The organism is Micromonospora sp. URMC 107 (assembly GCF_051386315.1).
In the GTDB taxonomy this organism is placed as follows: domain Bacteria; phylum Actinomycetota; class Actinomycetes; order Mycobacteriales; family Micromonosporaceae; genus Micromonospora.
The window spans coordinates 1-18,746 of record NZ_JBPQTK010000119.1; the positions used below are offsets into that span (position 1 = coordinate 1).

Annotated in this window: 14 protein-coding genes and 1 pseudogene; 11 read left to right on the forward strand and 4 right to left on the reverse strand. The window is 75.6% G+C overall.

The window, feature by feature from the left end; translation table 11 throughout:
* Nucleotides 1-2,240: 2,240 nt before the first annotated feature.
* Both ACSNN9_RS22595 and ACSNN9_RS22600 read left to right on the forward strand, forming a co-directional pair.
* Nucleotides 2,241-3,971: pseudogene (locus tag ACSNN9_RS22595) on the forward strand (WG repeat-containing protein); the annotation flags it as partial.
* 58 nt (nucleotides 3,972-4,029) lie between these two features.
* Entirely contained in the window at nucleotides 4,030-5,028 is a 999-nt protein-coding gene (locus ACSNN9_RS22600) for an aldo/keto reductase family protein (RefSeq protein WP_436675266.1), read from the forward strand.
* An 85-nt stretch (nucleotides 5,029-5,113) separates the two neighbouring features.
* On the opposite strand, the gene ACSNN9_RS22605 is transcribed toward ACSNN9_RS22600, so the two are convergent.
* Entirely contained in the window at nucleotides 5,114-5,911 is a 798-nt protein-coding gene (locus tag ACSNN9_RS22605) for a site-2 protease family protein (RefSeq protein ID WP_436675267.1), read from the reverse strand.
* A complete protein-coding gene (locus ACSNN9_RS22610) occupies nucleotides 5,911-6,111 on the reverse strand; it encodes a hypothetical protein (RefSeq protein ID WP_132236111.1) in 201 nt (66 codons plus the stop codon). Before ACSNN9_RS22610 ends, ACSNN9_RS22605 begins: the two co-directional genes overlap by 1 nt.
* 223 nt (nucleotides 6,112-6,334) lie before the next feature.
* On the opposite strand from ACSNN9_RS22610, the gene ACSNN9_RS22615 reads away from it, so the two are divergent.
* The 6 genes from ACSNN9_RS22615 to ACSNN9_RS22640 all read left to right on the forward strand — a co-directional run bounded on the left by ACSNN9_RS22615 (nucleotide 6,335) and on the right by ACSNN9_RS22640 (nucleotide 11,945).
* Nucleotides 6,335-6,535, forward strand: coding sequence for a hypothetical protein (locus ACSNN9_RS22615; RefSeq protein WP_121400450.1), 201 nt, complete (start codon nucleotides 6,335-6,337; stop codon nucleotides 6,533-6,535).
* Nucleotides 6,536-6,621: 86 nt separating this feature from the next.
* Entirely contained in the window at nucleotides 6,622-6,987 is a 366-nt protein-coding gene (locus tag ACSNN9_RS22620) for a PadR family transcriptional regulator (protein WP_436675268.1), read from the forward strand.
* On the forward strand, nucleotides 6,975-7,796 hold the full coding sequence (locus ACSNN9_RS22625; protein WP_436675269.1) for a hypothetical protein: 822 nt from the start codon (nucleotides 6,975-6,977) through the stop codon (nucleotides 7,794-7,796). Before ACSNN9_RS22620 ends, ACSNN9_RS22625 begins: the two co-directional genes overlap by 13 nt.
* Before the next feature lie 62 nt (nucleotides 7,797-7,858).
* On the forward strand, nucleotides 7,859-9,820 hold the full coding sequence (locus tag ACSNN9_RS22630; RefSeq protein ID WP_436675270.1) for a bifunctional adenosylcobinamide kinase/adenosylcobinamide-phosphate guanylyltransferase: 1,962 nt from the start codon (nucleotides 7,859-7,861) through the stop codon (nucleotides 9,818-9,820).
* The gene (gene cobS / locus ACSNN9_RS22635; RefSeq protein ID WP_436675271.1) at nucleotides 9,810-10,583 is read left to right on the forward strand and encodes an adenosylcobinamide-GDP ribazoletransferase; all 774 of its coding nucleotides are present in this window, start codon (nucleotides 9,810-9,812) and stop codon (nucleotides 10,581-10,583) included. Before ACSNN9_RS22630 ends, cobS begins: the two co-directional genes overlap by 11 nt.
* 66 nt (nucleotides 10,584-10,649) lie before the next feature.
* Nucleotides 10,650-11,945 (forward strand): DUF2314 domain-containing protein, encoded by a 1,296-nt coding sequence (locus tag ACSNN9_RS22640; protein ID WP_436675272.1) that lies wholly within the window; start codon nucleotides 10,650-10,652, stop codon nucleotides 11,943-11,945.
* Between the two features lie 12 nt (nucleotides 11,946-11,957).
* Here ACSNN9_RS22640 and gcvT read toward each other — a convergent pair whose 3' ends face one another.
* A complete protein-coding gene (gene gcvT / locus ACSNN9_RS22645) occupies nucleotides 11,958-13,094 on the reverse strand; it encodes a glycine cleavage system aminomethyltransferase GcvT (protein ID WP_436675273.1) in 1,137 nt (378 codons plus the stop codon).
* Nucleotides 13,095-13,255: 161 nt separating this feature from the next.
* Between gcvT and ACSNN9_RS22650 the strand changes: the two genes are divergently transcribed.
* The gene (locus tag ACSNN9_RS22650) at nucleotides 13,256-14,827 is read left to right on the forward strand and encodes a leucyl aminopeptidase (protein ID WP_436675274.1); all 1,572 of its coding nucleotides are present in this window, start codon (nucleotides 13,256-13,258) and stop codon (nucleotides 14,825-14,827) included.
* Between the two features lie 69 nt (nucleotides 14,828-14,896).
* Here the strand turns inward: ACSNN9_RS22650 and ACSNN9_RS22655 are convergent, their stop codons facing one another.
* The gene (locus ACSNN9_RS22655; protein ID WP_121400443.1) at nucleotides 14,897-15,226 is read right to left on the reverse strand and encodes a hypothetical protein; all 330 of its coding nucleotides are present in this window, start codon (nucleotides 15,224-15,226) and stop codon (nucleotides 14,897-14,899) included.
* Between the two features lie 178 nt (nucleotides 15,227-15,404).
* Between ACSNN9_RS22655 and lpdA the strand changes: the two genes are divergently transcribed.
* Nucleotides 15,405-16,796, forward strand: coding sequence for a dihydrolipoyl dehydrogenase (gene lpdA / locus ACSNN9_RS22660; RefSeq protein ID WP_357880187.1), 1,392 nt, complete (start codon nucleotides 15,405-15,407; stop codon nucleotides 16,794-16,796).
* Nucleotides 16,797-16,862: 66 nt separating this feature from the next.
* Entirely contained in the window at nucleotides 16,863-18,698 is a 1,836-nt protein-coding gene (sucB, locus tag ACSNN9_RS22665; RefSeq protein ID WP_436675275.1) for a 2-oxoglutarate dehydrogenase, E2 component, dihydrolipoamide succinyltransferase, read from the forward strand.
* Nucleotides 18,699-18,746: the final 48 nt, after the last annotated feature.

The window sequence follows — 18,746 nt, forward strand, 5'->3', positions numbered from 1 at the left end:
ACCGGGTGCCCCACCCCACCCGCGAGGACGACGTCACGCCGATCTCGGCGCCTCCCGCCGCCCGGCTGCGCCTGGAGTTCCTGCCGGCACCAGAGGCGACCGCCAGCAGGGTGTCCGGTCCGCCACCCGAGGCGACCGCCGACACGGCCGGCCCGGCCCGGCAGGCGACGGCCGGCACCGCGCCCGGTCCAACCCCGGCACACCCCGGAGCGGCCCAGCCGGACGCGCCGACGCCGCACCCGGGCGCCGGCCCCGGCGAGGCCCGATCCGTGGCACAGCCCGCGACGTCCACGCCGTCCGGGCGGCCGTCCGCCACCCCGCCGACCGCATCGCCCCGCTCGCCCGAGAACCCGCAGGCCGCCGGCACGGCCGGGCAGGACGCCCCGGCACCGCGGCTGCCCATCGCGCCCGACAGGCCCAGGCGGTACGTCCCGCCCCCGCCGAGCGACCCGCCCAGGCCGGCCGCCCCGCCGCGTCCCGAACCATCCACGCCGAGCGGGTCGGACGCCTGGTTCCGACCCTCCCGGCCCGTGCCACCTCCCCCGGCCGCGCCGGACGAGGCGCGGCCCGCCAGCCAGGCTGACGCTCCCCCGACCGCCACGTTGGCCCCGAGTGCCCCGCCGGCTCAGAACGGCACGTCGGCTCAGAGCACTGCGGCGGGTCCGAGCGGCACGTCCGCTCCGGGCAGCCCGGCGGCGCCGAGTGGCATGTCGGCTTCGAGCAGCCCAGCGGCCCCGAACGGCACGGCGCCTCCGAGCGGCACGTCGGCTCCAGACACTGCGGCGGCTTCGAGCAGCGCGGCGGCTCCAGGTGACTCGTCAGGCCTGGACAACCTGCCGTCCCTGGGCCTCGACGCGTTCGTCCCGAGTTCTGCCGACGACGGTGCCGCCTCGCCCGAGCCCGCTGACGACCGCCCCGAACCGCCGATCGAGGCCGCCCCAGAGGCACCTGCCCCGGTCTCCCCAGCCGGCCCGCCGGTCACCGACCGACCGCCTACCCCGGTCTCGGCGGCCGGCCCGCCGGTGTCCGGCCCTGCGGTCGTACCGGCCCCGCCCGCCACGCCGGCACCGTCCGCGTCCTCCCTCTTCGAGCCGGTGTCCGGTCCGTCCGCTGGGCAGGCGCCCTCCGTACCCCTCCCGGTGTCCGGCCCGCCCCCCGGTCCAGCCTCCGCGCCTGCCCCTGCGCCTTCCGGCCCGGTCCCATCGACCGTTGAGGGGGCAGCTCCGGCGGAGCCGCCGCCGGTCGCCGCACCACCGGAGCAGCCGGTCTCCGGGCTGCCCGTGCAGGCCGTTCCTCCGCCGTCCGCGACTCCATCGCCGTCCGCGCCCCCGGTCTCCGCACCGTCGGCGCCGCCCATCTCCGCACCGCCTGGGCCCTCCATCTCCGCACCGTCGGCGCCGCCCACCCCCGCACCGTCGGCGCCGCTCGTACCCGTTCCAGCCGAGTCGCCCGTGCGGGGCGGTTCCGTGGCACCGGCCGAGCCCTCCTCCGCACCTCCCGTGCAGACCAGCTCCACGTCGCCCGCGTCGCGCCCGCTCTCCGCGCCTCCTGCCCGACCTGTGTCGGCACCACCGTCCGTCCCGCCGGTCACTGTGCCGGTCGTACGCCCGGTGTCGGAGCCATCGGCGGAAGCGGTTCAGACACGGCCGGCCGTGCCCGCCCCCGTCTCGACGGATGAAACCGCCCCGGATGCGGCGGCGCGGCCGGCAGCCGCCCCGCCGACGTCGGACGACCCGACCCCACGCGACTCCGGTCATGACGCCCCCGCGACCTACGTCCCTGGCCCGGGAACGCCTGCCCACGCCACGACTCCCCCGTCCGGACCGGTCGAACGGGTGCCGAACGCCCCGGCAGAGCCCGTCGGTGGAACACCATGGTTGTCACCGAGGACCTTTGACACCCGTGGTGTTCCACCCGTCGCGGCCGAGCCGCCTCCGACGGCCGCATCGCCCACCAGCACCGCGACATCGGCGTCAGCGCCGCCGGCCGCCCCCGTCGCCGCCGCTTCCGCGGAACCGGCGCAGGTGTTCCGGACCGGTCCTGTCGCTGAGGCGCCGGCCGGGACGAGCGAGCCGGTCCCGGCCGCACCACTGGCGCGACCTGTCTCCGCCCCACCGGCCCAGCCCACCTCCGCGTCGGCGGTCCCGCCTGACGCCGCGCCACCGGCCCAGCCCACCTCCACGTCACCGGCCCAGCCAGTTCCTACGCCGCCGGACCCGCCTGTCGCCGGACCGCCCGTTACGCCTCCTTCGTACGCGCCGGCGCAGGACACGTTTGTCGCTACCGCGAAACAGGCCGAACCGGTGTCGGCCCCGCCGAGCAATTCGGTCTCCGCACCGCAGGCCGCACCGCAGGCCGCACCGCAGGCCGCACCGGCGCCGGCCCCGCCCACCACGCCCGTCGAGGCGACGCGGCCTGTCCCCGCACCCGCCAGCGACCCCGTGCCGGCCCGGCCCGTCTCCGCGCCGCCGGCAGCCCCGGCGCCATCCACGGAAACGTTGCCGGCACCCGCACCACGGGCCGCCGGAACGAGCGGCGCCGGAGCAAGCACCCCCGGGGCAAGCGGTGCCGGAACGAGCGGCGCCGGAGCAAGCGGCGCCGGAGCAAGCGGCGCGGAGTCCCGGGATGGCGGGTTGCCCGGCGGGTCGCGGGACGGCGGGCGTCCGAGTGCGGCGCAGGGTGATCCGGAGCAGCTGCTGGCGAGCTACCGCTGGCGGCTCGACCCGGCGACCCTCCGGGAGATCGTCAAGGAGCCGGACGAGTTCCGGACGATACGGAGGCGGCTGACCGAGAAGCTGGGCGCGGCCGTGGACAACAAGTCGCGCGCCCGGCTGCTCAGCCTGCGGGCGGTGGTGTCCCGGATCCTCGGCGAGCTGGACGACGCCCTAGCGGACGGTCGGCTCGCGCTCACCTACGCCGAGGCCACCGGGGAACTGCGGCGTACGGCGGTGGCCCAGGCGCGGCTGGCGCACGTGCTGCGCTGGCGCGGCGAGTACGTCGAGGCCGACCGGCTCTTCGCCGAGGCCAACTCCACCGAGTTGCCCGACCGGCTGCGCGCGGTGCTGCACGAGCACGCCGGGCGGTCCTGCTACGACCAGGGCCGGCTGATGGAGGCATGCCACCACTTCGAGCGGGCTCTGGACCTGCGGGGCACCCAGGACCCCGAGTTGCAGTCCCGGATCCGGCTGAGCCTCGACGCGGTGGCGCAGCGGGTCGCGGAGACGGGCTTCGGGCCGTACCCCCGCAGCCGCGAGGATGTGCTGGAGCGTGACCGGCCCCCGGCGCCGGCCCGCGACGGCGACCTGTGGGGTTTCTCCGACCCGGACGGCGACATGGTGATCGCGGCCGAGTACGCGGAGGCGCAGCCGTTCCGCGACGGGCTGGCCTGGGTGCGGCGCCCCGAGGCCGAGCGGTGGTCGCTGGTCGACCGCACCGGTGCCACGGTGCTCGAACCGTCGTACCCGGTGGTCCGCTCGTTCTCCGACGGGCTGGCCTGGGTGTCCGAGGGCGGCGACGCGGGCTGGGTGGCGATCGACGCCACCGGCGAGGTGGTGGTGCCGCACGGCTTCGCGGACGTACGCCCGTTCCAGCGCGGCGTGGCCGTGGTCCGCCGGGACGGCTGGGGGGCGGTCGACCGCAACGGCCGGATCGTGGTGCCCACCCGGCACCACGGCTTCTCCACCGTGCTGGCCGACGGCCGGTACGTCGACGGCTTCACCGAGGAGGGGCTGGCCGTGGTGGACGTGGCCGGCCGACGCGGCGTGGTGAACCGGGCCGGCAGGGTGCTGGTCCCGCCCACCCATCCGGCGCTGGTCATCCACCCGGTCGCGTTCCTGGTCGGCGACGGCATGGGCCGCTGGGGGGCGCTCGACCGCCGGGGTGAGCCGCTGATCGAGCCGGTGCACCGCGACCGCGACGAGGTCGTCGCCGAGATCGAGCGGCTGCTCGTCGACACCAGCCCCGTGCTCTGAGCGACACCGGGGCCCGCCACGAGCGGTGGGCATGATCCGAACGGGCTAGGGTCGACTCATGGAATTCCGTCACCTGGGCCGTTCCGGCCTGATGGTCAGCGAGATCTCGTACGGCAACTGGATCACCCACGGCTCGCAGGTCGAGGAGGACGCGGCGTTCGCCTGCGTCCGGGCCGCCCTCGACGTCGGCGTCACCACCTTCGACACGGCCGACGTGTACGCGGGCACCCGCGCCGAGGACGTGCTGGGCCGCGCGCTGGAGGGCGAGCGGCGCGAGGGGCTGGAGATCTTCACCAAGGTGTACTGGCCCACGGGGCCGGGCCGCAACGACCGGAGCCTGTCCCGCAAGCACATCATGGAGTCGATCAACGGCTCGCTGCGCCGGCTGCGCACCGACTACGTGGACCTCTACCAGGCCCACCGGTACGACTACAGCACGCCGCTCGAGGAGACGATGGAGGCCTTCGCCGACGTCGTGCACTCCGGCAAGGCGCTCTACATCGGCGTCTCGGAGTGGAAGGCGTCGCAGATCCGCGAGGCCCACCAGCTCGCCCGGGAGCTGCACATCCCGCTGGTCTCCAACCAGCCGCAGTACTCGATGCTCTGGCGGGTCATCGAGTCCGAGGTCGTCCCCACCAGCGAGGAGCTGGGTGTCGGGCAGATCGTCTGGTCGCCGATCGCCCAGGGCGTCCTCTCCGGCAAGTACCTGCCGGGTCAGCCGCCGCCGGCCGGCTCCCGGGCCACCGACGAGAAGTCGGGGGCGGGCTTCATCTCCCGGTTCATGACCGACGAGGTGCTGACCCGGGTGCAGCGGCTCAAGCCGCTGGCCGAGCAGGCCGGGCTGAGCATGGCGCAGCTCGCCGTCGCCTGGGTGCTGCAGAACCCGAACGTCTCCTCGGCGATCGTCGGCGCCTCCCGCCCGGAGCAGGTGCACGACAACGTCAAGGCGGCCGGCGTGAAGCTCGACGCCGAGCTGCTCAAGGCGATCGACGAGATCATCGACCCGATCGTCGAGCGCGACCCGGCCCGCACGGAGTCTCCCGCCGAGCGTCCGTGACGCGTCCCGGCCCGGCCGGCCCCGTCGAGGCGGCCGGCCGGGCCGGACAGCGCCACCGCACGCCGGGCCCGGGGCGGGGCGTCGGTCAGCCCTGCCAGAAGCGGGCCAGGTCCAGGCCGAGGGCGTAGAGCCACGGGGGCAGGCCGAGGAAGTCGCCGACGGCGAAGACCGCGTCGAAGAACCAGCCGCCGATGCGCGGGTTCCACAGCAGCGCGAACAGCAGGATGAAGCCGAACGGGGCGAACAGGTCGTACATCCTGCGCCACTGCGGGTTCAACCACGGCTGGATCATGTTGCCGCCGTCCAGACCGGGCACCGGGAGCAGGTTGAGCACGCTCGCGGTGAGCTGGAGGAACGCCAGCAGCGCCACGGCCGCCCAGAACTCGACGGGCCCGCCGCCGGCGGCCCCGAGGCGTACGGCGAGCACCAGGACGAGCGTGAACAGCACGTTGGTGGCCGGGCCGGCGAGGCTGACCAGGGTGTGCCGCAGCCGCCCCGGGATGGCGTGCCGGTCCACCCAGACCGCCCCGCCGGGCAGGCCGATGCCGCCGAGCAGCACGACCACCACCGGCAGCGCGATCGACAGCAGCGGGTGGCTGTACTTCAGCGGGTTGAGCGTCAGGTAGCCCCGGTGGGCGACGCTGCGGTCGCCGGCCCGGAACGCGACGACGGCGTGGGCGTACTCGTGCAGGCAGAGCGAGACCAGCCAGCCGGACACGACGAAGAGGAACACGTCGAGCCGGACGTTGCCGAACCCGTTCCAGGTGAGCACCCCGCTGGTCACGAAGAGCGCGACCAGGGCGAGGAAGACCGGGCTGGGCCGGAACGCCGCCCGGGGTACGCCGAGCACCAGCGGCTCGCCTCCCGGGCGGTCGCCGGCCATCACTCCGCCGGAGGCAGCAGGCTCATGCGGTAGTCCACCCGGTCGTCCTCGACGAGCGCGACCGAGGTGACGCCGGACGCCGCGAGCTCCCGCCAGGCCTGACCGATCCAGGACTCGGCGTCCGCCTGGCTGCTGAACGACTCCGCCGGCCCCTCGACCGACTCACCGTTCGCGCCCTCGTACCGCCAGCTCCACGCCATGCCGCGTCTCCCCTCGCCGCTGATGTCCCGTGGGACGAACCCCCGCCAGCGTAGTCGGCCGGGCGCGGGGCGGCCCGACATCCGTCCGGCGGCCGGGACGGCCGGGCCGAGGAACCGCGCGCCGCCCGGGTGGCGTGGGGTTCGTCGGTCCCGGTCCGGGTATGGGCCTCCTGACGCGCGACGGGGCGGTCGCGGACCGCCGACGGGCCTGGAGGGGGCGACGATGGACGAACCGCTGCACGACAAGGACACCGAGGCGCTGCGGGCGATGGCGGTACGCGGCGGCATCGTGGGGGCCGCGCACATGGAACGGGAGGACCTGCTGGACGCCCTCGTCGCCCGGCCCGGCGAGGGCGCCTGGCAGGAGGACCCGAAGCCGGCGGCGGTCAACCCCAACGACTTCCAGTACCAGACACCCCGCTAGGGCCGCCCCGCCCGTCCCGCGACCGCCACGGAAGAGCGGCCGGACCGGGGCTGACGGGACGGCCGGACCCTATATAGAGTACGAGCATGAGGCTGACCCTTCAGGTGCAGTTGGTGCTGCGCGCCCTGCTCGCCGACCCCGCCCGGGAGCGCTACGGGCTGGAGATCGTCGAGGCGACCGGGCTGCCACCTGGGACGATCTACCCGATCATGGCGCGGCTGGAGGCGGCCGGCTGGGTCGACAGCCGGTGGGAGCAGATCGACCGACACGCCGAGGGCCGTCCCCGCCGCCGCTACTACCGGCTGACCGGCGGGCCGGCCGCCCCGGCCGGCGACGGGGTCGCCCAGGCACGAGCGGCACTCGCCGAGGTCGACGCGCGGCAACGAGCCCGTGGCCGACGCCGGCTGGCCGGCCCCGCGAGCGCCGCCGGGAGCGTGTCGTGCGCGGGCTGACGGACCGGCTCCTGGCGGGCGCGCTGGCCGCCGCCGCGGTGCTGCTCCCCCGCGGCGGTCGGGCCCGCTGGCGCGAGGAGGCGCTCGCCGTGCTGCTCGACGCCCCGCCGCCGCTGCGCTACCGGTACGCCGTCGACACCCTGGTCAAGCTGCCCGTCCTGGCCTGGCAGCAGCGGCTGGCCGCCCGGCCGGCGGACCCGCCGCTGAGCTGGCCGGTCTCGGCGTGCGCGGGGGCCGGGCTGCTCGCCGTCCCGGTCGTCATGGTGGCCGCGCTCGCGCTGACGCCGGTGCTCGGCGAGGAGACCGCCGAGTTCCTGTTCCTGGTCTCCCCCTGCGGCATGCTGCCGGCCGTCGCGGCGAGCTGCTTCCACCGGGCCCGACGGCGCGGTGGCGGGGCCCGGCACCACCTGCTGGCGGCCCTGGTCGCCCTCTTCGCCGGCACCGGCCCGATGGCCGCCGGCGCCCTGGGCGTCGGGATCGGGGCCGCGGGAGCCGGTGACCAACTGGCCGGCACGGTCGCCCTCGTCGCCGGCCTCGCCCCGGGTGGCTGGCTGCTGCACCACGGCGTGGGGGCGCTCCTCCGGGGGCACGGCCCGACCGCGCTCGGGGCCCTCGGCGCCGCCGCCGGCACCGGCCTGCTGGGGGTGCCCGTCGGCCTGCACCTCGGCATGGCCGCCCCCGGGCTGGGGTGGCTCAGCCTCCTGGTCAGCGTGCTGGCGCTGCTCGTGCTGGTCCCGTCCTTCGTCGGCTGGTCGGTGTGGGCCGGCGTCCGGCTGCTCGCCGGCCGGTCGGAACCGCTCACCCGATGAGGGGCCGGTCGCACCCGCACCTCCGGGGGGCCGCACCCGGGCGCTGGCTCTAAAGTACGGGCATGTCCGTTGACGGGTGGCACACGGTCCTGGTGCTCGGCGGTATCCGGTCCGGCAAGTCCGAGTTCGCCGAGTCACTGGTCGCCGACGCGCCGACGGTCCGCTACGTGGCCACCGCCGCCGACGCGCCCGCCGAGGACGCGGAGTGGGCGGCCCGGCTGGCGGCGCACCGCGCCCGTCGGCCGGAGACCTGGACCACCGAGGAGACCGCGGACGACCCGCGCCGCCTCGCGGACGTGATCACCTCCGCCGGGCCGAACGAGACGCTGCTCGTCGACGACCTCGGCGGCTGGGCGACCGTGCTGCTCGACCCGGCCCACCAGCCGGCGGACGACACCGCCACCATCGCCGAACTGGCGGCGGCGGTCCGCTCCTGTTCGGCCCGGCTGGTGCTGGTCAGCCCCGAGGTCGGGCTCTCCCTGGTGCCCACCACCCCGCTCGGGCGGGCCTTCACCGACGCGCTCGGGGCGGCCAACCGGGCGGTCGCCGACGCCTGCGACGCCGTGGTCCTCGTGGTCGCCGGCCAGGCGGCCTGGCTGAAGCCGGGCGCCCCGCAGCCGGCCACCGTGCCCGTGCAGGCCGGCCCCGCGCAGGCCAACCCCACCCAGGCCGGGCCCCCGCAGGCCGGTCCGACGCGGGCACCCGCCACGGGTGGGCCGGCGCAGGCGCCGGAACCCTCCCCGGACGTGCTCACCCCCGACACCCCGCCGCCGGCCGCGCCCGCGACGGCCGGTGCCGAGCCGAACGGCACCGCCTGGGCCGCCCCGACCATGGCGCTGCCGATGGTCGCCACCGGCCTGGTCATCCAGCCCGGCATGGAACTGCCCATGCCCGACGAGTACACCGGCCCGCAGGCGATCGAGCGGCTCGCCACCCTGGACGTGCCCGGGGCGGGGCTGGGCGTGCTGGAGCGGGCGGTCGGGTTCGCCGCCGCCACCCAGGGCACCGTCACGCCGGCCCCGTGGGGCTCGGTGCGGGTGCTGCTGCTGCACGGCGACCACCTCGGCGGCGCCGCCGCCGGCACCGTGGCGGGCGAGTCGGCGCGCCGGGCCCGGCAGGCCCGCGCCGGCCAGGGGGCGCTCGCCCGGCTGGCCGCCGAGAGCGGCGCCGAGCTCCAGGTGGTGCAGGCCCCGGAGTCCGCACCCATGGAGGCCGAGCCGACGCTGACCGGGGAGCAGGTCGAGGCCGCCCTGCGGTACGGCTGGCGGCTCGCCGAGGAGGCCGCCGACGCGGGCGTACGCCTGCTGGTACTCGGGGCGTGTGGCGCCGGCACCGAGGCCGCCGCGGCGGCGGTGCTGGTGGCGACGGCGGGCGCGGAGGCGCCGGCGGTGCTCAGGCGGGTGGTCACCGACTCGGGCGAGATCGACGACGCGGCGTGGATGCGGCGGTGCGCGGCGGTGCGGGACGCCCTGCACCGGACCCGGCACTCGCCGCGCAGCGCCAAGGACGTGCTGGCCGAGCTGGGCGGCGGGGACGTCGCCGTGGCGACCGGCGTCCTGCTCGGCGCCACCGCCCGCCGGGTGCCGGTCATGCTCGACGGGCCGGTCGGGGTGGCCGCCGCCATGGTCACCCGCGACCTGGCCGGGCAGGCCCGGCACTGGTGCCTGCTGGCCGACCACGGCGGGCACCCGGCCGTGCAGCTCGGCGCCGACGTGCTCGGCCTGACGCCGCTGCTCGACCTGCGGCTCGACCTGGGCGAGGGCGCGAACGCGCTGGCCGCGCTGCCGCTGCTGCGCTCGGTGCTGGCGCTGGCCGCCGCGCTGCCGGCCCACCCGTCGCTCGGCGGCGGCGAGGACGGCGAGCCGGAGACCGACGAGCCCGACTTCGGCGAGCCGGAACCCGCCGGCCCCGGACCGACCAGTACCGAACCCGACTTCCGCGAACCGGAGCCGGCGGGTCCCGGGCCCACCAGCACCGGGCCGGGGACGGAACCGGTGGACCCGTCCGGCCGGCGTGCCGGCTGAGTCGCGGCTCGCCGACGGGGCGCGGCTGGCGCTGACCACCTTCACCACCCTGCCGGTCCGCGCCGGTCGCATCGACCGGTCGGTGGCGGGGACGGCGATGGCGCTCGCCCCGGCGGCCGGCGCGCTGCTCGGCGTCGTCCTCGCCGGGATCCTGCTGCTCCCGGGTGCGCTCGCGCCCCCGCTGGTCGCGGCGGCGGTGACCGTCGGCGCCGGGGCGCTGCTCACCCGGGGGCTGCACCTGGACGGGCTGGCCGACACCGTGGACGCGCTGGGGTCGTACCGGCGGGGGGCGGCCGCGCTGGAGATCATGAAGAAGCCGGACGTGGGCCCGTTCGGGGTGGTCGCGCTGGTGGTCGTACTCCTGGTGCAGACGGCCGCCCTCGCGCAGCTGGCGGGGCGGTCGTGGCCCGCGGCGCTCGCGGCGGTGGTCGCGGCGACGGCCGCCGGTCGGCTCGGGGTGGCGGTGGCCTGCCGGCGCGGGGTGCCGGCCGCCCGCCCGGAGGGGCTCGGCGCGCTGGTCGCGGGCACCGTCGGGCCGGTCGCCCTGGCCGTCGGGGCGGTGGCCGTCGCGCTGCCGGCGCTCGCGGCCGTGCCGGGCCGCCCGTGGCAGGGGCCGCTCGCCGTCGCCGTCGCCCTCGCCGTCGCGGTGGGGCTGCTGCGGCACGTGGTACGCCGGCTCGGCGGCGTCACCGGCGACGTGCTCGGCGCGACCGTCGAGGTGGTCACCACGCTGGTCTACCTGGGAGTGGTGCTGTCCGGCTGAACGGGGCACACCGCGCCGGGTAGCGTTCTCCCACGACAGCACCGGCGCGGCCATCCGGGGGACGACATGCTCATCACGGACGACTTCCTGCCCGTACCGGTTCCGGAGTCGCTGAGCGCGACCTACCTGGTGCCCATGACGGGGCTGCCGAAGGTGAGCGCGAAGACCGCCGTGGCCCGGCTCAGCGGCCGGCTGGCCGAGCCGGTGCACGGGCTGGCGCGGCAGATGCTCGACAGCCCGCTGATGAGCGTGGACACCCGGCCGATCGCCGAGTTCCCGGAGCTGCCGCCGGACCTGCTCACCGCGTTCGGCGCCACCGAGGCGCAGCTCGCCCGGCTGGCCGCCGCGAGCCACCTGGTCGTGGTGCAGGCCGAGTACCGGCCCGGCTGGCCGCCGGCCCACGAGTGGGCGGCCCGGGCGGTGGCCGCCGCCGTCGCCGAGTCCGTCGACGGCGACGTGGTGGACGTCTTCGGCCTCCAGTTCCTCGACCCGGCGACGGCGTTGCGCTCGCTGCCCGACGCCCAGGGGCGGATCCGGCTCGTCGACTGGGTGCTGGTCCCCTACTCCTCCGACGCCGAGGGGCTCTGGTTCACCACGAAGGGGCTGCGCCGCTTCGGGCTGCTGGAGTTGCAGACCCAGGGCGTGCCGGACCACCTGACCCGCGCCTGGGGCGCGGTCATGACGGGCGCCGCCCGGCGGCTGCTGCGGGACTGGACCGACGGGCTCTCCGGGGAGGAGGTGCCCGCGTTCGTGCAGCTGCCGGTGCTGGCCACGGTGACCGGGCACGACATCGCGGTGGCGTACGGCAACCCGGAGCAGCACGGCGCGACGGCGCCGGTGCTGCTGCGGCTGGAGCTGGACCCGGCCACCGACCCCGACGCCGACTCGTTCCTCAGCCTGCGCCCGCCGGCCGGGCACGCGGGGCCGGACGGCCGCTACTACGCCGCCGCCTGCGCCACCCTCTTCGCCGGCATCCAGCCGGACGTGCGCTACGCCCGGCCGGGCGACGCGATGAGCAAGGCGGTCGCCACCGCCCGCGCCGGCCTGGGCGACATCCGGGCCCGGTTCCTCGCCGGCCAGCTCCCGCCGGAGACGCAGCTCGTGGTCAAGTACGGCCTGCCCGGCGACGACGGCCCGGAGTACGTCTGGGCCGGGGTGACCTCGTGGGACGCCCCGGAGCGGATCGTGGCCGCCAGCGCCAGCGACGCCAACACCGACCCCACCGTGCGCATCGGCTCACCGGTCGTCGTGGAGGCCACCGACGTCGTCGACTGGGCCGTGCTCGACGGCACCGGCGTCATCGAGGGCGGCTGGACCCAGGCCGTCCTCGACGCCGGCGAACGCCCCGGCCCCCCACTCTGAGCGGGGCCCGGGTCACCTGACCGAGGGGGTCACGAACGGGGGGCGGGTGAGGCGCATCTGGGCGCGGCGGCCCCGGATGTCGACCTCCACCAGGTCGCCGTCGGCGAGGTTCGCGGCGGTGTCCAGCAACGCCAGGGCGACGCCCTGCTTCCGGGTGGGCGAGAACGTGCCGCTGGTGATCGTGCCGACCTGCGCGTCGCCGACGTGCACCGCCATGCCGGGGCGCGGGATGGCCCGGTCGACCGCCTCCAGGCCGCGCAGCGTACGCCTCGGGCCGGCGGCCTTCTCGGCGAGCAGCGCGTCGCGGCCCCAGAAGGCCGGCTTGTCCCAGCCGACCGCCCAGCCGGAGCGGGCCTGCACCGGGGTGATCTCCAGCGACAGGTCCTGGCCGTGCAGCGGGTACCCCATCTCGGTGCGCAGGGTGTCCCGGGCGGCCAGCCCGCAGGCGCGCAGGTCGGGGCCCGCCGCGAAGAGCGCGTCCCAGACCGCGACGGCGTCGGCCGCCGGCACCACCAGTTCGTAGCCCAGCTCCCCGGTGTAGCCGGTGCGGCACACGGTCAGCTCGACCGGCCCGGCGGCGCCCTTGAGCGTCGCGGTGGAGAAGCTCATGTAGTCGTGCCCGGTCGGCAGGCCCAACGCGTCGAGCAGCTCGGCCGAGCGCGGGCCCTGCACGGCGAGGACGGCGTACGCCTCGTGCTCGTCGGTGACCGTGACCGACGCCGGGGCGGCGGCGCGGAGCCGGCGCACCACCTCGGCGGTGTTCGCCGCGTTCGGAATGAGGAAGACGTGGTCGTCGGCGTGCAGGTAGGCGATGATGTCGTCCACCACGCCGCCGGTGGCGTCGTCGCAGCAGAGGGTGTACTGCGCCCGGCCCGGCCCGATCCGGCCCAGGTCGTTGCTGAGGCAGGCGTTGACGAACTCCGCCGCGCCCGGCCCCGTCACCCGCGCCTTGCCCAGGTGGGAGACGTCGAAGACGCCCACCCCGGTCCGCACCGAGGTGTGTTCCTTCAGCACCCCGCCCCCGGCGTACTCCAGCGGCATCTCCCAGCCACCGAACGGGGCGAACTTGGCGCCGCGAGCGGTGTGCCGCTCGTGCAGCGGAGAACGGCGCAGCCGGGTCGCGGCGGCGGCGGAGGTCACGTCGGTCATGGGTGGGAACTTACCGGGAGCTGGACGGCTGGTTAGCATCGGCGGGACCCGTCGAAGCCGTCGGCGGGACAGCCCCGACCTCCGGCGGGTACGTTCCGCCGGAGACCTCCATCGCCGGTACGCGACGACGCGACCGGCCCGGCCCGCCCGGAGTAGCTTCAGTGACATCGCCCAGCACCACCCTGAGCCTGGTCGACACCGACCCCGCCGAGCTCGCCGTCGACGCGATCGTGATCGGCCTGCACAGCCAGACCGGAGAGCAGGACGCCACCGCCGGCCTGGCCGGGACCCTGCTGCTGGCCAGCGGCGCGGAGAGCATCGCCGCCGCCTTCGACGGCAGGCTGACCGAGACGCTGGCCCTGCTCGGCGCGACCGGTGCCCCCGGCGAGGTGATCAAGCTGGCGACGCTGGGCACCGTGACCGCCCCGGTGGTCGCCGCCGTCGGGCTCGGCCCGGAGCCGACCGGCGCCGCCCCGGCACCGGAGACCCTGCGCCGGGCCGCCGGCGGGGCCGTACGGGCGCTCGCGGGCGCGCCGCGCGTGGCGCTCGCGCTGCCCCTGCCGGACGACGCCGACGCGCCGGCGGCGCTGCGCGCGGTGGCGGAGGGCGCGCTGCTCGGCGGCTACCGCTTCGCCGGCTACAAGACCCGGCCGCAGCCGTCGCGGCGCGAGCCGGTGGCGGAGGTGCTGATCGCCGTGCCGGACGCCGGTGACGCCGGCGCACAGGCCGAGATCGCCCGTGCCCAGGTGGTCGGCGGCGCGGTCCGGCGCAGCCGGGACTGGGTCAACACCGCCCCGAACGAGCTGCGCCCGCCGTCCTTCGCCGACTCGGTGGCGGACGCCGCCCGGGAGGCCGGCCTGACGGTCGAGGTGCTCGACGAGGCCGCCCTGGCCGCCGGCGGGTACGGCGGCATCATCGCCGTCGGGCAGGGCTCGGAGGCCCCGCCGCGCCTGGTGAAGCTCAGCTACACCCCGGCCGGCGGCGGCAACGGCAAGCGCGTGGCGCTGGTCGGCAAGGGCATCACGTTCGACACCGGCGGCATCTCGATCAAGCCGGCGCAGGGCATGTGGGAGATGAAGTCCGACATGGGCGGCGCCGCCGCGGTGGCCGCGACCATGCTGGCGGTCGCCGCGCTCAAGCCGTCGGTGGCCGTGACGGCCTACCTGCCGATGGCGGAGAACATGCCGTCCGGGCGGTCGTACCGGCCGGGCGACGTGATCAGCATGTACAACGGCAAGAAGGTGGAGGTGCTCAACACCGACGCCGAGGGCCGGATGATCCTGGCCGACGCGATGGCGCGGGCCTGCGAGGACGGCTGCGACTACCTCTTCGAGACCTCCACCCTCACCGGCGGGCAGGTCGTCGCGCTGGGCAAGCGGATCGCCGGCGTGATGGGCACCCCCGAGCTGTGCGAGCGGGTCCGCACCGCGGGCGACGCGGTCGGCGAGCCGGCCTGGCCGATGCCGCTGCCGGACGACGTGCGCAAGGGCATGGACTCCGACGTGGCCGACATCTCCCAGGTCAACGCCGGCATGGACCGGGCCGGGCACATGCTCCAGGGCGGGGTGTTCCTGCGGGAGTTCGTCACCGCCGAGGTCGACTGGGCGCACATCGACATCGCCGGCCCGAGCTACCACTCGGGCGAGCCGACCGGCTACTGGACCAAGGGCGGCACGGGCGTGCCGGTGCGTACGCTGCTGCACCTCGTGGAGGACGTCGCCGCCAACGGCTGACGTACGCGGAAGAAGAGGGCCCCTCGTCGACGAGGGGCCCTCTTCCGTTCCCCGGCGCGCGACGCCGGGTCAGAACAGCTCGGGGCGGCGCTTGCGGCGCTCGTTGTAGTCGCGCATCCGCTGCGGGTAGCCCATCAGCCGCACGTCGTAGACCGGGATGCCCATCCGGTACGCGAAGCGGCGGGCGCCGTCGGGGCCGTCGATGCGGCGGCGGGTCCACTCCCCGTCGTCGGCGATCAGCATGACCGTGGTCTCGGTGACGGTGGTGCGCGGCTCGATGTACGCCTCGACCCCGCGCCGGCTGCGGACGAAGCCCTCGAGGTGCTCCAGGTCGGCGCGGTCGGCGGCCCGGTCGAGGCTGACCGCCCGGGTCTTCTTGCGTCGCCGGAACAGTCCCACCGAGCGTCTCCCCTTCCCTGCGTCATCGAAGCCAGTGCCAAGCGTACGTGCCACGGACGTGTCGTTGGGCACCTCACTACGCGGGCGGCGGGCGGTGGTGACAAGATGACCGAGGTGGGGTGTGTCCGTGTTACCCCGCCGTGACCCCCGAAGCAGTGACGCGACCTGGGAGTTGGACGTGAGCGAGCCGAACGACGCAACCTTCGACATCGTCATCCTCGGAGGTGGCAGCGGCGGCTACGCGACCGCCCTGCGCGCCGTCCAGCTGGGCCTGAAGGTCGCGCTGGTCGAGAAGGGCAAGCTCGGCGGCACCTGCCTGCACAACGGTTGCATCCCGACCAAGGCGCTGCTGCACGCGGCCGAGATCGCCGACCAGACCCGCGAGTCGGAGCAGTTCGGCGTGAAGGCCGAGCTGGTCGGCATCGACATGGCGGGGGTCAACGCGTACAAGGACGGCGTGATCTCCCGGCTCTACAAGGGCCTGCAGGGCATGCTCAAGGGCAACAAGTCGATCACCATCGTCGAGGGCCACGGCAAGCTGGTCGGCAAGAACGTCGTCGAGGTCGACGGCAAGCGCTACACCGGCCGCAACGTCGTCCTGGCCTCCGGTTCGTACGCCAAGAGCCTGCCCGGCCTGGAGGTCGACGGCGAGCGGGTCATCACCAGCGACCACGCGCTCACCCTCGACCGGGTCCCGGCCTCGGCCATCGTGCTCGGCGGCGGCGTGATCGGCGTCGAGTTCGCCAGCGTCTGGAAGTCCTTCGGGGTGGACGTCACGATCATCGAGGCGCTCCCCCGGCTGGTCGCGGCCGAGGACGAGGAGTCCTCGAAGGCGCTGGAGCGGGCGTTCCGCAAGCGGAAGATCAACTTCAAGGTCGGCAAGCCGTTCGAGAAGGTCGAGAAGACCGACAAGGGCGTCAAGGTCACCATCGCCGGCGGTGACACCGTCGAGGCGGAGCTGCTGCTGGTCGCCGTCGGCCGTGGCCCGAACACCGCCGACCTCGGCTACGAGGAGCAGGGCGTCAAGATGGACCGCGGCTACGTGCTGACCGACGAGCGGCTGCGCACCAGCGTGCCGAACGTCTACGCCGTCGGCGACATCGTGCCCGGCCTCCAGCTCGCCCACCGGGGCTTCCAGCAGGGCATCTTCGTCGCGGAGGAGATCGCCGGGCAGAACCCGGCCGTCATCGACGAGGTCGGCATCCCCCGCGTCACCTACTCCGACCCGGAGCTGGCGTCGGTCGGCCTGACCGAGGCGAAGGCCAAGGAGCAGTACGGCGCCGACAAGGTCAAGACCTACAACTACAACCTGGGCGGCAACGGCAAGAGCCAGATCCTGAAGACGGCCGGCTTCGTCAAGCTCGTCCGGGTGGAGGACGGCCCCGTCGTCGGCGTGCACATGGTCGGCGCCCGGGTCGGCGAGATGGTCGGCGAGGCGCAGCTCATCTACAACTGGGAGGCGTACCCGGCCGAGGTGGCGCAGCTCGTGCACGCCCACCCGACGCAGAACGAGGCCCTGGGCGAGGCGCACCTGGCGCTCGCCGGCAAGCCGCTGCACGCACACGCCTGATCACGACAACCGCGGCGTCCGGCGACGGGCGATGATCCCACCAGGGGAACGAAGGAGTCTTTGAAGATGCCGGTATCGGTCACCATGCCCCGGCTCGGTGAGAGCGTCACCGAGGGCACCGTCACGCGCTGGCTCAAGCAGGAGGGCGACACCGTCGAGGTCGACGAGCCCCTGCTCGAGGTGTCGACCGACAAGGTCGACACCGAGATCCCGTCCCCGGCGGCGGGCGTGCTGAGCCGGATCGTGGTCGGCGAGGACGAGACCGCCGAGGTCGGCAGCGAGCTGGCCGTGATCGCGGGCGAGGGCGAGTCCACCGGCGGCGGCGAGGCCGCCCCGCAGCAGGAGGAGCCGGCCGAGGAGGCCGCCGAGGCCGCCGAGGAGCCGCAGGCCGAGGCGGAGCAGCCGGCCGTCGAGGAGCCGCAGGAGCAGGCCGCGCCGGCGCCGTCGGGCGAGGGCACCCCGGTCAAGATGCCGGCTCTCGGCGAGAGCGTCACCGAGGGCACCGTCACCCGCTGGCTCAAGCAGGTCGGTGACACCGTCGAGGTGGACGAGCCGCTGCTGGAGGTCTCCACCGACAAGGTCGACACCGAGATCCCGTCGCCGGTGGCCGGCACGGTCCTGGAGATCAAGGTCCCCGAGGACGAGACCGCCGCGGTCGGCGCCGACCTGGCCGTGATCGGTGCCGCCGGCGCCGCCCCGGCCGAGGCCAGGCCGGAGCCGAAGGCCGAGCCCAAGCCGAAGGCGGAGGCCAAGCCGGAGCCGAAGCCCGAGCCGAAGGCCGAGGCCAAGCCGGAGCCCAAGGTCGAGGAGCCGACCCCCGGCATGTCGTACAACGAGCCGTCGGCGGAGGCCGAGACCTCGGCTCGGCCCGCGCAGGCCGAGCAGAAGGCCGTGCCGTCGGCCCCGACCCCGTCCCCGCAGCGCCCGTCGGCGCCCGCCCAAGGCGGCGGCGAGGAGGCCGCCGGCTACGTGACCCCGCTGGTGCGCAAGCTGGCCAGCGAGCACGGCGTCGACCTCTCCTCGGTCAACGGCACCGGCGTCGGCGGCCGGATCCGCAAGCAGGACGTGCTGGAGGCGGCGGAGAAGGCGAAGGCCGCCAAGGCCGCGCCGGCCCCGGCGCAGCAGCCCGCCGCGGCGGCGGCTCCGGCCAAGCCCGCCGCCAAGCTCCAGCCGAGCGCCAAGCGCGGCAGCACCGAGAAGCTTCCCCGGATCCGGGCGACGATCGCCAAGCGGATGCAGCAGTCGCTGCACGAGATGGCGCAGCTGACCACGGTGGTCGAGGTGGACGTCACCAGGATCGCCAAGCTGCGGGCGCAGGCCAAGGAGTCGTTCCAGCAGCGGCACGGCGTGAAGCTGTCGTTCCTGCCGTTCTTCGCCCTCGCGGCGGTCGAGGCGCTGCAGGCGTACCCCATCGTCAACGCCAGCATGGACCTCGACGCCGGGACGATCACCTACCCGGACTCGGAGCACCTCGGCATCGCCGTGGACACCGAGCGGGGTCTGATGGTGCCGGTGATCCACGGCGCCGGTGACCTGAACCTGGGCGGCATCGCCAAGCGGATCGCCGACCTGGCCGAGCGCACCCGGACCAACAAGATCAGCCCGGACGAGATCGCCGGGGCGACCTTCACGCTGACCAACACCGGCAGCCGGGGCGCCCTCTTCGACACCCCGATCGTGCCGTCGCCGCAGTCGGCGATGCTCGGCACGGGTGCCGTGGTCAAGCGTCCGGTCGTGGTCAACGACCCGGAGCTGGGCGAGGTCGTCGCGGTCCGGTCGATGGTCTACCTGGCCCTGTCGTACGACCACCGGCTGATCGACGGCGCGGACGCCGCCCGCTTCCTGGTCGCGGTCAAGGAGCGGCTGGAGGCGGGCAACTTCGAGGCCGAGCTCGGCCTGTAGTCCCCGCGCGACGCCACGAAGGGCGCCCCGGTCACCGACCGGGGCGCC

Bases quoted from the DNA above. Each gene is read 5' to 3' on its own strand.
- gcvT (WP_436675273.1), bottom strand. From the start codon at position 13,094: ATGACCGACGTGACCTCCGCCGCCGCCGCGACCCGGCTGCGCCGTTCT.
- ACSNN9_RS22610 (WP_132236111.1), bottom strand. From the start codon at position 6,111: ATGGCGTGGAGCTGGCGGTACGAGGGCGCGAACGGTGAGTCGGTCGAG.
- ACSNN9_RS22600 (WP_436675266.1), top strand. From the start codon at position 4,030: ATGGAATTCCGTCACCTGGGCCGTTCCGGCCTGATGGTCAGCGAGATC.
- ACSNN9_RS22615 (WP_121400450.1), top strand. From the start codon at position 6,335: ATGGACGAACCGCTGCACGACAAGGACACCGAGGCGCTGCGGGCGATG.
- ACSNN9_RS22640 (WP_436675272.1), top strand. From the start codon at position 10,650: ATGCTCATCACGGACGACTTCCTGCCCGTACCGGTTCCGGAGTCGCTG.
- ACSNN9_RS22605 (WP_436675267.1), bottom strand. From the start codon at position 5,911: ATGGCCGGCGACCGCCCGGGAGGCGAGCCGCTGGTGCTCGGCGTACCC.
- ACSNN9_RS22620 (WP_436675268.1), top strand. From the start codon at position 6,622: ATGAGGCTGACCCTTCAGGTGCAGTTGGTGCTGCGCGCCCTGCTCGCC.
- ACSNN9_RS22630 (WP_436675270.1), top strand. From the start codon at position 7,859: ATGTCCGTTGACGGGTGGCACACGGTCCTGGTGCTCGGCGGTATCCGG.
- sucB (WP_436675275.1), top strand. From the start codon at position 16,863: ATGCCGGTATCGGTCACCATGCCCCGGCTCGGTGAGAGCGTCACCGAG.